Origin of the sequence: Achromobacter sp. GbtcB20, assembly GCF_019091095.1 — a bacterium.
Taxonomy (GTDB): Bacteria; Pseudomonadota; Gammaproteobacteria; order Burkholderiales; family Burkholderiaceae_B; genus Achromobacter; species Achromobacter mucicolens.
Window position 1 is genome coordinate 365,436 of the sequence record NZ_JAGXJZ010000003.1, and the last position, 13,823, is coordinate 379,258.

A 13,823-nucleotide genomic window follows, 5' to 3' on the forward strand; every position below is an offset into this window, starting at 1 on the left:
GTGTCCTTGCGGCAGCAAACCGCCGGGCGGGGTGAGGTAGAGTAGATGACTCGCACACTCTAGCGAGCCTTCATGATCGATGAACTGATTCAACTGGGCAAGCTGGTCAGCCTGGGTCTGGCGCTGATGCTGCCGCTGGCCAATCCGCTGACTTCCATGACGCTGCTGCTGTCGCTCGGAAACCAGATTCCGTTCAAGGAACGGCAGAAGCAGGTGACCCAGGCGGCGTTCTATGTCGTCGGGATCATGCTGGTCACGTACTACGCCGGCGCGCTCTTGATGCACACCTTCGGTATTTCGATCCCCGGGTTGCGCATCGCGGGCGGGCTCATCGTGGTCACCATCGGCTTCAGCATGCTGTTTCCGTCGGACCATCCACGCGCCCTCGAAGCCGAAGCCACGGCCGATGCGCTGGAGCGCGAAAGCCCGAACATCGCGTTCGTGCCGTTGGCGCTGCCGGGCACCGCGGGCCCGGGCACGATCGCGATGATCATCAGCGGCGCATCCTCGGTCGATTCCGCCATTGCGCCCGACTATGTGCGCTGGGTGGTCGCCGTGGCGCCCGTCATCGTGTTCTCGCTGCTGGGGCTGCTGTTCTGGATCTGCCTGCATTGGGCGGGCCGCATCGTGGCCGTGATCGGCAAGAGCGGCGTCGAGGCCATCTCGCGGGTCATGGGCTTTCTGCTGGTCTGCATGGGGGTGCAGTTCGTCATCAATGGCGTGCTGGAGATCGTGGGCACGTACCCCAATCTGTAGATGCCGGGCCCCGACCGCGAATTCGTGACCTGGGCCTGATCGGGCGGGCCTGCCTCGCGTGCGTGACGGGCGTCCGGCGGGTTCTGGTCCCGTTGACGGCCCGTCAGTTTCCCGCCATTCGCCGTTCCGGCCGATCCAAGCCCAGATGTCCGCGCAGCGTGGCGTGTTCGTAGTCTTTGCGGAACAGCCCGCGCTTTTGCAGCACCGGCACCACCTGTTCCACGAAATCGTCGATGCCGCCCGGCAGTGACGGGGGCATGAGATTGAAGCCGTCGGCGCCTTCGTTCCTGAACCAGTGTTCCATCCGGTCGGAGATCTGCTCTGGCGTTCCCACCATCGTGCAGTGCCCGCCGCCCGCGGCCAACCTGCCCAGCAACTGGCGCACCGTGGGCTGTTCGGTCTCGATGATGCGCAGGATCGTTGCGTAACGGCCCTGGGGCCCCTTGAACTCGGACAAGGGGGGCAAGGGCGGCACGGGGGCGTCCAGTTCCCAACCCGAGCAATCCTGCAGGACGAACATGCCCAGCTGTCGCAGGGAGGCGTCCGCGGGCAGCAGCTCGTCCAGTTCGCGCTGCTTGGCGCGGGCTTCGGCTTCGGTCGAGCCGACATAGGTCACCAGCCCGGGCATGATCGGCACGAAGGCGTCGCGGCCCGCGGCCCGCACCCGCTGCTTGATGTCGCGGTAATAGGATTGCGCGGCCGGCAGGTCGTAGGCCACCGCGTAGATGGCTTCCGCGCGCCGCGCCGCCAGATCGCGGCCCTGGTCCGAGGCGCCCGCCTGGAACAGCACCGGATGGCCCTGCGGCGGTCGCGGCACGGTCAACGGGCCGTCCACCAGGAAATGTTCGCCGTGGTGATCGATCTTGTGCAGGCGGTCGGGCACGCCAAAGTAGCCGTTGCGGTCGATGGCCAGGGCGTCGTCGTCCCACGAGTCGAACAGCCGCAGCGCGACGTCGACAAACTCCTCGGCGCGCGCGTAGCGCCAGTCGTGGCCGGGCATGGCTTCGTAGCCGTGGTTGCGCGCTTCGGCGTCGAACATCGACGTCACCACGTTCCACCCCATGCGGCCGCCGGAGATGTGATCCAGCGAGGCCACCATGCGCGCCGCATGAAAGGGCGTGAAGAACGTGCTGGATACCGTGCTGATCAGGCCGATGTGCGTGGTGGCGCGGGCGATGGCCGCCATCGTGGTCAGCGGTTCCAGGTACCACCGCGGACCGTCGCCGATGTTGTCCATCGACTGGCCGTCGGCAAAGAAGATGGCGTCCAGCTTGCCGCGTTCGGCCGTGCGCGCCAGGCTTTCGTAATAGGCGATGTCGCCCAGCCGCTCTGCCGCCGAGTCCGGGTGGCGCCAGGCCGCGCGGTGGTGGCCGCAGCCGAAAATGAACAGGTTCAGGTGCATCATGGCGATCAGGTCTTCGTTGGCGTCATCGGTTGCCGCGTCCGGCACGCCCGCCGGTGCCGCAAGCGGGCGAAATTAGCATAAATCGCCCGCGCGGGCGCCCGCCACCCTTGCCAGCCACCCCCGCCCGCCACACCGGCCTACGCCGCGCGTTGACATCGCCGCGCCGCTCTCCTAACCTTGCGGCAATTCCTGGGGGAGCCCTGCATGGGCTGAGATTCCGCGGCAACGCGGTAACCCTTTGAACCTGATCCGGGTAATGCCGGCGAAGGGAAGGACTCCGCAAGTCCCGCGCGCCCTCCCTGATTCCACTCATCTTGCGGCCTTCCGACGGCGGGCCGCCGCGTTACGCGTGTGGCCGCAGGCCGCCCGCGGGAGGACCGACCTTCATGTTGACCCAAACCACCGCCCTGATATGGCTGTTGCTGTTCTCGGGCGCCTTTGCCGTGGCCAGCGTGCTGTACACCCGGCGCAAGCGCAGCACGCTCGAAGACTACATCGTCGCGCGCAACAGCCAGGGGTCGTTTGGCACGATCCTCACGCTGATGGCGTCCACGCTGGGCGCCTGGATTCTTTTCTCGCCCGCGCAGGCGGCCACCTGGGGCGGCCTGGCCGCCGTGATCGGCTACGCGCTGGGCTCGATGTCGCCGCGGCTGGTCATGATTCCGCTGGGACGCCGCATGCGCGAACTGATCCCGCACGGTCACACCCTGACGGAGTTCCTGATGGCGCGCTACGGCCGGCCCATGTATGGCCTGGCGCTGTTCATCATGCTCTTTTATCTCTTCATTGCGCTGTCCGCCGAGGTCACGGCCATTGCCAAGCTGGTTGCGATGCTGGCGCCCGTGCCGTTGTGGACCACGGCCGCCATCGTGATGGGGACGACCTTGCTCTACACCACCTACGGCGGGCTGCGCTCTTCGATCTTCACCGATCAGGTGCAGATGATGATCATCGTGCCGCTGCTGGTGGTGTTGTGCGTCGTGGGCTGGCAGGCGGCCGGCGGCGCCTTGCCCACCATCGAGGCGCTGCAGGCCAAGGCGCCGCAACTGCTGGATGTGACTGACCCGGTGGGCGTGAAAGCCGGCCTGACCTTCTTTGTCGCCATCCTCTTGACCGGCATCTTTCACCAGGGCAACTGGCAACGCATCTACGCCGCGCGCGACGCGCGCACGATGCGCAACGGCTTTCTGCTGGGCGGCGTGCTGGTGGCGCCGTTCATCTTCCTGATGGGCCTGTTCGGCCTGGCGTTTGTCGGCTTGGCCCCGGCGGGCGACAGTTCCATTGCGCTGTTCAGCGTCATCATGCCGCACGCGCCGGTGTGGTTCGTCATCGCCCTGATCCCGCTGGGCCTGGCGCTGGTCATGAGCACCGCCGACACCGCCATCAGCGCGGTGACCAGCATCATCGCGGTCGATCTGCGCCGCCTGATGCCCAACGCCACCGCCTCCACCATGAAGCGCCTCGCCCGCTCGCTGGTGCTGCTGATGGCAATCCCTGTCATGATCGTGGCGTCGCAAGGCTACAGCGTGCTGTACCTGTTCCTGCTGGCCGACCTGCTGTGCTCGGCCGCCGCGTTCCCGGTGTTCTACGGCCTTTTCAGCCGCAAGCATGACGGTTTCACCGCCACGCTCTCGACCATCACCGGCCTCGTCGCCGGCCTGTTCTTCTTTCCCGCACCGGGCGACAAGCCTGTTTTCCTGCTGGAATCGTTCCTGCTGGCGGCGTTTGTGCCGGTGGTGACGACGGTGCTGATCCGGCTGTTGATGCGCGGGCGCAAGGAGTTTGATTTTGCGACGCTGAGCGGGGCGGTGCGCAGGTTGGATCAGGAGCGGGTTTGAGGGAAGGGCCTAGCGGATAGGCAAGGGCTTGGCAGGCGTCTTGTCCCGAACAAGATCGAAGATTTCGACCTCCTCGTCACTTAGTGGGCCGGCTTCATGAGCGATGGCTGCCATTAGCGAGCCTAGGCATGTATGGCGGCTTGGCCGGACGGCTGGGGCTGGATTGTCGAAGAGGCTCAAATCGCTACTGCGACTTTGCTCGGCTACGCGATCTCCCGCTGCGGTATACCGCGGTTCGGACGTGTGCTGAACTTTGATGAAAGGCATAAAGAGAGTCCGCTCGGCCATTGCGGCCCGATGGCGAACATTCTGGGCCCGCCAGCGACGGCGGCCAACGCCTACACGAAGTAAATCAGACGCACAGAAACAAAAAAGCCTTGGCACACAAAAGTGTCCAAGGCTTTTCCGTCTGGAATTTGGTGGAGCGGAGGAGGATCGAACTCCCGACCTTCGCATTGCGAACGCGACGCTCTCCCAGCTGAGCTACCGCCCCAAATCAAGCAAGAGCAGAAATATACAGGAATTCGGCCTGGGTGCGCAACATGCGCCGGCACCGAATTTTCAAACGAATTGCAGGGTGGCGATGACCGGGGCGTGGTCCGAGGGCTGCTCGTTGCGGCGGGGTTCCTTGTCGATGACGCAGGCGACGCAGCGCTTGACCAGCGGGGCGGACAGCAGCACGTGGTCGATGCGCAGGCCGGCGTTGCGTCGGAAGGCGAATTGGCGGTAGTCCCACCAGCTGAACGACTTTTCCGGTTGTTCGAACAGCCGGAACGAATCGGTCAGGCCCAGGTCCAGCAGCGAGCGCAAGGCCTGGCGTTCGGGTTCGGACACCAGGACCTGCCCTTCCCACTTTTCGGGGTTGTGCACGTCTTCGTCGGCCGGGGCGACGTTGTAGTCGCCCAGCACGGCAAGGCGGGGAAATTGCTTGATCTCTTCGGCCAGCCACTTGCGCATGGCTTCGAACCATTCCAGCTTGTAGGTGTACTTGTCGGAACCGACCGACTGGCCGTTCGGGCAGTAGGCGCAGACGACGCGCACGTCGCCTTCGGGGCTGGGAAAGGTCAGGGCCAGCACGCGCTGCTGCGAATCCTCAAAGCCGGGAATGTTGCGCACCATCGTCGTGCCGGGCATGCGCGAGATGATCGCGACGCCGTTGTAGGTTTTCTGGCCGGCCCAGACGGCGTGATAGCCGGCTTCCTTGAACGCCGCCTCGGGGAATTTGTCGTCGGTGAGCTTGAGCTCCTGAATGCAAAGCACGTCGACGGGATTGGCAGCAAGCCAGTCGAGGACCTGTTGCAGGCGCACGTTCAGGGAGTTGACGTTCCAGGTGGCGAGTTTCATGTTTTCTTCAGACCGTTTATTCAGGCGGTTCTTGGCGGTGGCGCCTTCCAAAACCCCGGTCTAGCTACTCATCTGGCTACGCATCCGGGGCGTGGTTGGCATTCGCCGGGGATAAGGCCAGATGATACCCGCTCATGCTGTCTTCTTCTGCTTGCTGAACTCCTCAAGGTCGCAAGGTGTCTGACACCCTGGGGAGACGATCCTCAGTTCGTGGCGGCGTCTCAACGGGTGTCAGACACCGGCCAGCGAAGCTCCACCGTCGCCGCAAGGTGTCTGACCCCTTCAAGCAAAAACCCCGATTCCTGCGAATCGGGGTTTTTCTTTTGCTACTCACTGATGTGATTGAACTCGACCGAGCCCGGTTCGATGCCGCCGCGCCGCAGCCGGCCGTCGACATCGTCCGGATTTCCGCCCGCCGCGTCTGCCGCCGGCAGGTCCAGCCAATTTGCCAGTTCCTGCTTCGCCTGCTGGCTATCGGAGATCCCGCCATTGACCAGCGCCACGCCGTCGCTGCCGTCGAGCTTTCGATAACTGATCTGTGTCTTCATCTTGCCTCCTGGGTTGCGGTGGATTGCCGTTCCACCGTAACACACGAGACAACGGCGTTGTCCGGGCAGCAGCCCGATCCGCTTCCTTAGCCCTTGACCAATCCGCCATCCACAATCAGGTTCTGCCCGGTCACCGCGCGCGACCACGGGCTGGCGAAGAACAGGACCGCGTCGGCAAATTGTTCCGGCGTGGTGACCTCGCGCAGCGGGGTGCCGGCGGCGATCATGTCGAAGACGGCGTCGGGGGTGGCGGCGGAGGCGTCGGTGGTGCGCAGCAGGCCGCCGGACACCATGTTGACGGTGATGCCGTCAGCGCCCAGCTCGTGCGACAGCGTGCGGGTGAAGGCCAGCAACGCGGCCTTGGCGGCGGTGTAGTCGTGGTAGGGCACGACCGGGTTCTGGACGAGGTTGGTGCCGACGTTGATGATGCGTCCGCCGCCGGCGGCGCGCATGCCGGGCAGGGCGGCTTGGGTGGTGTTCAGCGCGGCGCGCACACTGCCTTCGAGCTGGGCGTTCATCTGCGCCCAGTCCAGCGTGTCGGCGTGGGGGCGGGCATCGCCATTGAACTGGAAGGCGGGCAGCGCGTTGTTGACGATGGTGTGGACCGGTTGGCCGAAATGCTGGCTGGCGCGGGCGACCATGGCGGCGACGTCCGCGGGCTCGCGCACGTCGGCCTGCACGGCCAGGGCGCGGTCCGGGGCGGTGGCAGCAAGGGCCTGCGCGCGGTCGGCGCTGTTCAGGTAGTTGATGACGACCTTGGCGCCTTCACGCAGAAAGGCCTGCGCGATGGCGGCGCCCAGGCCGCGGCTGGCGCCGGTGACGATGACGAGTTGCTGGTTCAGGTTCAGTTGCGGGCGTTGCGATGACATAACGGTACGGCTTCCTGCTCAATGTTCCGAGCCGCTGTTGAGCATGCGGCTGCGGGCTTTTTCGATATGGGCGCGCATGACGTTGCGGGCGCCCTCGGCATCCTGATCGCGGATCAGTTTATAGATGTGGCGGTGTTCGTCGATGGCGGCGCGCGTGCGCTTCCACGGTTCGCTGTGGACCAGATGGCGCATGACGTTCACGGCGTGGCTGACGTCGTACTCCAGCGACTTGAGCACCTGCACGAAGCGCTGGTTGCCGGTGGCGGACGCAATGGCGCGGTGAAACCCGTAGTCATGATGGTGGGCGATGGCGCCGGACGCGTCGGCCTCTTCGTAGCCGGTCAGCATGCGGTCCATTTCCTGCAGGTCTTCGGGCGTGCGGCGCAGCGCGGCAAGGTGGGCGCATTCGGGCTCGATCACCCTGCGCAGTTCCAGGCCTTCAAGGATATGGCCCACGCGGCGCGCCGGGTCCACGGCGGGCATGCCGCCCATCAGGTCAGGCTTGGACTTCACGTAGGTGCCGGACCCGCGGATCGAGTCCACGAGCTGGTCTTCACGCAACCGGTCCAGCGCCTGGCGCACGACCGGCCGCGACACCTCGAAGAGGGCGGCCAGTTCCAGTTCGGTCGGCAACTTGTTGCCGGGCGCGATCTTGCCGGTGGCGATCGCGTAGAACAGGCTTTCGTAGACGCGCTCGGCAAAACGCTCGGCGCGGACATAGCCCAGGCCGGACGCCACCTCGGCCAGAACGTCCAGTTCGGGACGGGGGCGGGTGGCCGCGGCCAGCAGCGATTCCAGCTGCGGGTCACGTACGTTGCTCATCGGACGTGCTCCTGTGATTTGGGGACGGGTTGTCATGCGGCATGACTAACCCGCGGGACGCTAAGCCCCTGAATTGTTAGGGATAACCCGATCATCCAGAAAAATATCCTGAAGGTTGGGATTAAAGCTGTCATTCCAATTGACAAGTTGCAAGCGGCTCCCGTACCTTGCCATTCAAACCACAACGCCCGCGCGCACGACGCGCCGGCGGCGCAGCCGGCCCAGCCGCTGGCAAGCGCACCGAGACATGCAACTTCCCCCAACCGGCCGTTCGGCCGCTACTTTACTCCGCACATCGTGACTCAGAAGAACTTTATCGCCAACCAATGGGTGGCCGCGGCCACCGGTGAAACCATTCCCGTCCTGAACCCGTCCGATGGCAAGCCTTTCGAGGAACTGGCCCGCTCGAACGAGGCGGACGTGGACCGTGCCGTCAAGGCCGCCCGGCAGGCCTTCGAGGGCGAGTGGGGCCAGATGGCGCCCGCCGTGCGCAGCCGCCTGTTGATGAAGATCGCCTTCGCGCTGCTGGACCGCCAGGAGGAACTGGCGCAGCTGGAATCGACCGACACGGGCAAGCCCATCAAGCAGGCACGCGCCGACGCCGCCGCGGTGGCGCGCTACTTCGAGTTCTATGCCGGCGCGGTCGACAAGCTGCACGGCGAGACCATTCCCTACACGCCCGGCTTCACGGTGCTGACCGTGCGCGAGCCCCACGGCGTGACTGGCCACATCGTGCCGTGGAACTACCCCCTGCAGATCTTCGGCCGCAGCGTCGGCGCGGCGCTGGCCGCGGGCAATGCCTGCGTGGTCAAGCCCGCCGAGGACGCCTGCCTGTCCCTTCTGAAGCTGGCCGAGATCGCCGCCGAAGTGGGCCTGCCCGCCGGCGCGCTGAACATCGTCACCGGGTACGGCCATGAGGCGGGCGCCGCGCTGTCCGCGCATCCCGGCATCGACCACATTTCGTTCACGGGCTCGCCGCAGACGGGCAAGATGGTGGCTCATGCCGCCGCCGAAAACCACGTGCCCGTCACGCTGGAGCTGGGCGGCAAGTCGCCGCAGATCGTGTTTGACGACGCCGACCTGGACGCCGCGATGCCGGTGCTGCTGGGCGCCATCATCCAGAACGCCGGCCAGACGTGCTCGGCCGGCAGCCGCGTGCTGATCCAGCGCGGCGTGTACGAGACCGTGCTCAAGCGCCTGTCCGACGCGTTCTCGGCCACGGTGACCGGCCCGGCGGCGGCCGACCTGGATGTGGGTCCGCTGATCAACGCGCGCCAGCAGGACCGCGTGCGCGGCTTCCTGGCCGAAGCCGAAGCGCAAGGCATGAAGGTTGCGGCGCGCGGCAAGCTGAAGGACGGCACGCCCGAGGCCGGCTTCTACCAGCCGCCCGTCCTGTTCCGCGACGTGCCGCCGGACAGCCGCCTCGCGCAGGAAGAAGTCTTCGGTCCGGTGCTGGCCGCCATGGTCTTCGACACCGAGGAAGAAGCGCTGGAAATCGCTAACGGCACGCTGTACGGCCTGGTGGCCGGCGTGTGGACGCGCGATGGCGGCCGCCAGATGCGCCTGGCGCGCAAGCTGCGCGCGGGCCAGGTGTTCGTCAACAACTACGGCGCGGGCGGCGGCGTGGAGCTGCCGTTCGGCGGTTCGCGCCAGTCGGGCTACGGCCGCGAGAAGGGCTTTGAGGCGCTGTACGGCTTCACGTCCTTGAAGACCATCGCGATCCGCCACTGATCGCGGGGCGGGGCGGCGGCCTTGACCCAGGACCCGGGCAAAATATCGGTTAACGTTGATGTTTTGCTTCCGGGGCCTGCCGCCCCGCATTCAGGATCCGTATGTTCACCGGTATTGTTCAAGGCACCGCGAAGATCGCAAAGATCGCGGATCGCGAAGGCCTGCGCACCTTCACGCTGGATTTTCCCCCTGGTTTCTGCACTGACCTGGCCATCGGCGCCAGCGTCTCGACGGACGGCGTCTGCCTGACCGTCACGGAAATCCTGTCCGAGAACCAGGCCACGTTCGACGTCATGCTGCAAAGCCTGGCGATCACCACGCTGGGCAGCTATGCCGAGGGCGACAGCGCGAATGTGGAGCGCGCGGCCAAGGACGGCGCCGAGATCGGCGGCCATCCGCTGTCCGGCCACGTGGACTTCACCTCGCAGGTGCTGATGGTGAAATCGTCGGACACCAATCGCCTGATGCGCTTCAGCATCCCCGAGGCCTTTCGCAAATACGTGTTCGCCAAGGGCTACATCGCCATCAACGGCGCCAGCCTCACCGTGTCGGAAGTGAACCGCGCCGAGGGCTGGTTCGAGGTCTGGCTGATTCCCGAGACGCGCCGCACGACGGTCTTCGAGGACAAGCAGGTGGGCGATGCGGTCAACATCGAGATCGAACGCAGCACGCAGGTCATCGTCGACACCGTGCGCGAAACCGTTCAGGAAAGCCTGGGCAAGCTGCAACCGCTGCTGGAAGCGATCCTGAAGGAAAAGGGACTGACGCTGGAAGACTTTGTCAGCCCGCAGGGCAAGCTGAAGTAATACTGCCCAAGCGCGGCCGCCGTGGCCGCCTTGGCTGCAATGGCCGGCGCCTTCGCGCCGGCCATGTCGTTTTCACGCCGCCCTGAACGGCTGCCCCTGCGGCCGCACCCGCATCCCGGGCTCAAGCCGCGTCCACGGCAGATCCGCGGGATCCGCCTGCATCGGGCCGGGCGCCTTGGCCACCAGCACCTCGTGCGCAATCGGCTGGAAGTCGGCCCGGAAATGCACCGAGCTTTTCACCACCAGGATCGCCATCTGTTCGGGCTGCACGCCGCCGACGCGGAAGAGGTTGCGGTCCAGCATCTGCGCCTTGCCGGCGCTGGCCACCACCCGCACGCCGCCAATCCGCAGCGTGGCCGTCGCGCCCAGGTCCACGTCCATGCCGTTCATCATCGGCCCGTCAAAGCGCAGCTTGCCGTCCGATAACGCCTCGACCACGAATTCGCCTTCGAACGCGGCGTCGCCCGCGACGCCGGACTGCCCGCCCAGACTGAGCGCAACCGTGGCGCCGACGCCAGCCTGCGTGGCGCGACGCACCGCCTCGGGGTCGTACAGCAAGCCCAGCGCCGCGTTCTGCGCGTCGGCTTGCACCAGCGCGCGCAGCATGCCGGTGGTGTTGGCGTCGCCGCCTGCGCCGGGGTTGTCCTGCGTGTCCGCAATGACGACGGGCCGCGAGGCGCCGGCGGCAAGGGCCTGCGCGCGGCGCACGGCTTCGGCCGGTTCCAGGAAATCAGGCGACCACTCGGGTTCCAGTTCCAGCACGCGCGCATACAGCGATTCGGTGACCGCGTCGACCGCGGCGGCGTCCGTGCCGTAGGCCCACACCACCGGCCCGCACTCCGGGAAATCCGCCGCCGGAAAGCCCGGCGCGAAAGATAGGGAGGCAAGCCCCGGCGTCTGTTCCAGTTCGCTCAGCAGCGCGTACACGCCCTGCGAGGGTTGCAGCATCGTGCACATGCCGTTGATGGGAATCAGGAAGGGCAGGCGGCGCTCGCTGCGGGTCCATTGTTCTCCCGCCTGAATGCGCGCCATCAGCAGCTGCGCGGCCAGCACACCGGTATCGGCCATGTCCACGTGCGGATAGGTGCGAAACGCGACCAGGCCGTCCGCGCTTTGCAGCATCCGCGCGGTGACGTTGGCGTGCAGGTCCAGGCTGGCGACCACGGGCAAGCCGGGTCCCACGATCTCGCGCACGCGGGCCAGGAGTTCGCCTTCGCCGTCGTCCAGGTGCTCGGTGACCATGGCGCCGTGCAGGTCCAGGTAGATGGCGTCAAAGCCGCCGGCCCGCACCGCGTCCAGGATCTCGCCGGCAATGCGCTCGTAGGCATCGCGCGTCACGTGGGCCGACGGGCTGGCGCCCGCCCAGATCACCGTCTGCACGGTGTGGCCTTCAGCGGCCACGGCATTGATGAATCCGCCGGCCGGGATGTTGACCTCGCGCAGCGCCAGCATGTCCGCGCCGCGCACCATCGCGGGAAAGCCTTCGCCTCGCACGAAATTGTCGTAACCCGCCTTGGAGGGCGCAAAGGTGTTGGTCTCGTGCTGGAAGCCAGCAACCAGGATGTGCATGTTCGGTTCCTGTGGAGGGGGCCGCCCGGCGCGCGACGGACGCGCGACAGCCGGCGCATGAAGCTGTCCAGGATACCGTGTATGCGGCGCATTTGAACGGCACGCGCGCGCCACGGGCATCAGGGACAATGCGGATTGCGCGCGCGGCCGCGGCATACAATGCCCTGACTCACGGAGGTACCCATGTCGGCCACATCCGATATCAAACTACGCCCGCTCGAACGCGGCGACCTGCACTTCGTGCACAAGATCAACAATAACGACGTCATCATGCGCTACTGGTTCGAAGAGCCGTACGAAGCCTATGACGAACTCGTCGCGCTGTACGACCGCCACCTTCACGACCAGAACGAGCGGCGCTTCATCATCGAGCACGACACGGGGCAGCCGGCCGGGCTGGTCGAGCTTGTGGAGATCGACTACATCCATCGCCGGGCAGAATTCCAGATCATCATCGCGCCCAGCTACCAGGGCAGGGGCTACGCCAAGGCCGCGACGCGCATTGCGGTGGGCTATGCGTTTCGGGTGCTGAACCTGCACAAGGTGTATCTGGTGGTGGACAAGGACAATACCGCCGCCGTGCACATCTACGAACGGTGCGGCTTCCAGATCGAAGGCCTGCTCAAGGAAGAATTCTTTTCCAACGGCGCGTACCGCGATGCCTACCGGATGGCGCTGTTGCAGCATGACCATCTGCGCGACGTGGGACCGGGCGCGCCGGACGCGCCCGTGCTGCGGGACTGGCCGCAGGAAGAGCAGGCGGGCTAGCGCCGCCTGCTGCGTGCTACATCAGGGCTTGAAGAACGCCGTCGGCGTCATCAGGCGGTTTTCCTGGCTGATCAGGTAGCCGGCTTCGGCGCTCTTGGTCAGGTAGGTCGCCCAGGCCGGGTCCTTCTGCAGCGCCTGGCGCTTGGCTTCGCGGTCGGCGGCGCTGTCATACACCCAGATGTGCATGTAAGTGTTGACGTTGCCGGTTTCGGTCTGCATGTAGGCGAGCGGCTTGCCCAGATGGCGGCTCTGCACCTCGTAGCCGTGCTCGGCATAGAGCGCCAGGTGTTTCTTGATGGTGCCGGCGCGGCACGTGTAGGTACGGACGTCGTAAAGCATGTTGATCCTTGATAGGGGTAGCGGAAAGCGTGTTATTCGGCCGTGGCGCCGGACTGCTTGACCAGCTCGCTCCAGCGTTCCACTTCGGTGTTCACGTATTTCTGGAAAGCGGCGTGGCCGTCGCCCACGGGATCGGCGCCCAGGCCCTTCAACTTGTCCTGCACGGCCGGGTCGGCGACGCTGTCGGTGACGGCCTTGGAGAGCTTTTCGACCACCGGCGCGGGCGTGGCGGCCGGCACGAACAGGCCGAACCACGAACGCGCATTCATGGCCGGGTAGGCCGCCTCGGAGAACGCGGGCACGTTGGGCAGCGCCGAGTGGCGCTGCGTGCCGGTGACCGCGATGGGCGTGAGGCGCCCGGCCTGCACCTGCGACAGCACTTCGGGCAGGTTGGCGAACATGATCTGGACCTGTCCGCCCATGAGGTCGTTGAGCGCCTGCGCGCCGCCCTTGTACGGCACGTGCGTCATCTGCGCGCCAGCCAGCGAATTGAACTGCGCGCCGGCCAGGTGCGAAGCCGTGCCGGTGCCGCCCGAGGCGTAGTTCACGCGGTTGCCGTTGGCCTTGGCATAGGCCGCCAGTTCCTGCGGGGTCTTGGCCGGCACCGATGGGTTCACCACCAGCAGCAGCGGCACCGACGCCAGGTTGGACAGGCCGGCGAAGTCGCGCGTCAGGCTGTAGTCGAGCTTGTGATAGAGCGTGGCGTTGATGGCGTGGCTGGACGTGGCCATCAGCAGCGTGTAGCCGTCGGGCTCGGCGCGCGCAGCCATGACGGCGCCGATGTTGCCGTTGGCGCCCGCCTTGTTTTCCACCACCACGGGCTGGCCAAGCCGCGTCGACATGGCCTGCGCCACGGTGCGCGCGATCACGTCGGTGGCGCCGCCCGCGGCGAAGGGCACGATGATGCGCAAGGGGCGTTCGGGGAAGTCGGCCGCGGCGGCCGTTGCGGCCGTGCCCAGCGACGCGGCGGCCATCAGAACGGTGGCGGCCAGGCGCCGCACGGGGGTCAGGGTTTTCGTCATGTCTCT

The 13,823-nt window shown here is 66.2% G+C and carries 13 protein-coding genes, 1 tRNA gene and 1 riboswitch; of the genes, 5 read left to right on the top strand and 9 right to left on the bottom strand.

Annotated features, from left to right (window positions below):
* Positions 1-72 precede the first annotated feature (72 nt).
* Positions 73-756, top strand: a complete 684-nt coding sequence (locus tag KVT32_RS06920; protein ID WP_056316331.1) for a MarC family NAAT transporter — start codon at positions 73-75, stop codon at positions 754-756.
* Between the two features lie 103 nt (positions 757-859).
* Here KVT32_RS06920 and KVT32_RS06925 read toward each other — a convergent pair whose 3' ends face one another.
* The gene (locus KVT32_RS06925) at positions 860-2,161 is read right to left on the bottom strand and encodes an LLM class flavin-dependent oxidoreductase (RefSeq protein ID WP_175157376.1); all 1,302 of its coding nucleotides are present in this window, start codon (positions 2,159-2,161) and stop codon (positions 860-862) included.
* A 181-nt stretch (positions 2,162-2,342) separates the two neighbouring features.
* Positions 2,343-2,449, top strand: a riboswitch (TPP riboswitch).
* 98 nt (positions 2,450-2,547) lie between these two features.
* Between KVT32_RS06925 and KVT32_RS06930 the strand changes: the two genes are divergently transcribed.
* On the top strand, positions 2,548-3,999 hold the full coding sequence (locus tag KVT32_RS06930; protein WP_217617889.1) for a sodium:solute symporter family protein: 1,452 nt from the start codon (positions 2,548-2,550) through the stop codon (positions 3,997-3,999).
* 417 nt (positions 4,000-4,416) lie between these two features.
* Here KVT32_RS06930 and KVT32_RS06935 read toward each other — a convergent pair.
* The 5 genes from KVT32_RS06935 to KVT32_RS06955 all read right to left on the bottom strand — a co-directional run bounded on the left by KVT32_RS06935 (position 4,417) and on the right by KVT32_RS06955 (position 7,582).
* A tRNA-Ala gene (locus tag KVT32_RS06935) sits at positions 4,417-4,492 on the bottom strand.
* A gap of 68 nt (positions 4,493-4,560) precedes the next feature.
* Complete coding sequence (gene xth, locus KVT32_RS06940; RefSeq protein WP_175157358.1) at positions 4,561-5,343, bottom strand: exodeoxyribonuclease III; 783 nt, start codon at positions 5,341-5,343, stop codon at positions 4,561-4,563.
* A 326-nt stretch (positions 5,344-5,669) separates the two neighbouring features.
* Positions 5,670-5,891 (bottom strand): hypothetical protein, encoded by a 222-nt coding sequence (locus KVT32_RS06945; protein WP_063952506.1) that lies wholly within the window; start codon positions 5,889-5,891, stop codon positions 5,670-5,672.
* A gap of 86 nt (positions 5,892-5,977) precedes the next feature.
* Complete coding sequence (locus KVT32_RS06950) at positions 5,978-6,760, bottom strand: 3-oxoacyl-ACP reductase (RefSeq protein ID WP_217617890.1); 783 nt, start codon at positions 6,758-6,760, stop codon at positions 5,978-5,980.
* An 18-nt stretch (positions 6,761-6,778) separates the two neighbouring features.
* A complete protein-coding gene (locus KVT32_RS06955) occupies positions 6,779-7,582 on the bottom strand; it encodes a FadR/GntR family transcriptional regulator (protein WP_175236109.1) in 804 nt (267 codons plus the stop codon).
* Positions 7,583-7,876: 294 nt separating this feature from the next.
* Here KVT32_RS06955 and KVT32_RS06960 point away from each other — a divergent pair, with 294 nt between their 5' ends.
* Together KVT32_RS06960 and KVT32_RS06965 are read left to right on the top strand one after the other, a co-directional pair.
* Positions 7,877-9,313, top strand: coding sequence for an aldehyde dehydrogenase family protein (locus KVT32_RS06960; RefSeq protein WP_217617931.1), 1,437 nt, complete (start codon positions 7,877-7,879; stop codon positions 9,311-9,313).
* 101 nt (positions 9,314-9,414) lie between these two features.
* Positions 9,415-10,119, top strand: coding sequence for a riboflavin synthase (locus KVT32_RS06965; RefSeq protein ID WP_062840838.1), 705 nt, complete (start codon positions 9,415-9,417; stop codon positions 10,117-10,119).
* Positions 10,120-10,191: 72 nt separating this feature from the next.
* Here KVT32_RS06965 and KVT32_RS06970 read toward each other — a convergent pair whose 3' ends face one another.
* Positions 10,192-11,688 (bottom strand): M81 family metallopeptidase, encoded by a 1,497-nt coding sequence (locus KVT32_RS06970; RefSeq protein WP_217617891.1) that lies wholly within the window; start codon positions 11,686-11,688, stop codon positions 10,192-10,194.
* A 183-nt stretch (positions 11,689-11,871) separates the two neighbouring features.
* Between KVT32_RS06970 and speG the strand changes: the two genes are divergently transcribed.
* Positions 11,872-12,456 carry a spermidine N1-acetyltransferase gene (speG, locus tag KVT32_RS06975; RefSeq protein WP_056316355.1) on the top strand — a complete coding sequence of 195 codons (585 nt, stop codon included), beginning with the start codon at positions 11,872-11,874 and terminating at the stop codon, positions 12,454-12,456.
* A 21-nt stretch (positions 12,457-12,477) separates the two neighbouring features.
* On the opposite strand, the gene KVT32_RS06980 is transcribed toward speG, so the two are convergent.
* Both KVT32_RS06980 and KVT32_RS06985 read right to left on the bottom strand, forming a co-directional pair.
* The gene (locus KVT32_RS06980) at positions 12,478-12,795 is read right to left on the bottom strand and encodes an NIPSNAP family protein (RefSeq protein WP_056316357.1); all 318 of its coding nucleotides are present in this window, start codon (positions 12,793-12,795) and stop codon (positions 12,478-12,480) included.
* Positions 12,796-12,827: 32 nt separating this feature from the next.
* On the bottom strand, positions 12,828-13,817 hold the full coding sequence (locus KVT32_RS06985; protein ID WP_152384124.1) for a tripartite tricarboxylate transporter substrate binding protein: 990 nt from the start codon (positions 13,815-13,817) through the stop codon (positions 12,828-12,830).
* Positions 13,818-13,823 lie beyond the last annotated feature (6 nt).

What these genes read in the sequence shown, in the direction of transcription:
- KVT32_RS06985 (WP_152384124.1), bottom strand. Translation starts at nt 13,817, where the DNA reads ATGACGAAAACCCTGACCCCCGTGCGGCGCCTGGCCGCCACCGTTCTG.
- KVT32_RS06950 (WP_217617890.1), bottom strand. Translation starts at nt 6,760, where the DNA reads ATGTCATCGCAACGCCCGCAACTGAACCTGAACCAGCAACTCGTCATC.
- xth (WP_175157358.1), bottom strand. Translation starts at nt 5,343, where the DNA reads ATGAAACTCGCCACCTGGAACGTCAACTCCCTGAACGTGCGCCTGCAA.
- KVT32_RS06980 (WP_056316357.1), bottom strand. Translation starts at nt 12,795, where the DNA reads ATGCTTTACGACGTCCGTACCTACACGTGCCGCGCCGGCACCATCAAG.
- KVT32_RS06970 (WP_217617891.1), bottom strand. Translation starts at nt 11,688, where the DNA reads ATGCACATCCTGGTTGCTGGCTTCCAGCACGAGACCAACACCTTTGCG.
- KVT32_RS06920 (WP_056316331.1), top strand. Translation starts at nt 73, where the DNA reads ATGATCGATGAACTGATTCAACTGGGCAAGCTGGTCAGCCTGGGTCTG.
- KVT32_RS06965 (WP_062840838.1), top strand. Translation starts at nt 9,415, where the DNA reads ATGTTCACCGGTATTGTTCAAGGCACCGCGAAGATCGCAAAGATCGCG.
- KVT32_RS06925 (WP_175157376.1), bottom strand. Translation starts at nt 2,161, where the DNA reads ATGATGCACCTGAACCTGTTCATTTTCGGCTGCGGCCACCACCGCGCG.
- KVT32_RS06955 (WP_175236109.1), bottom strand. Translation starts at nt 7,582, where the DNA reads ATGAGCAACGTACGTGACCCGCAGCTGGAATCGCTGCTGGCCGCGGCC.
- KVT32_RS06930 (WP_217617889.1), top strand. Translation starts at nt 2,548, where the DNA reads ATGTTGACCCAAACCACCGCCCTGATATGGCTGTTGCTGTTCTCGGGC.
- speG (WP_056316355.1), top strand. Translation starts at nt 11,872, where the DNA reads ATGTCGGCCACATCCGATATCAAACTACGCCCGCTCGAACGCGGCGAC.
- KVT32_RS06945 (WP_063952506.1), bottom strand. Translation starts at nt 5,891, where the DNA reads ATGAAGACACAGATCAGTTATCGAAAGCTCGACGGCAGCGACGGCGTG.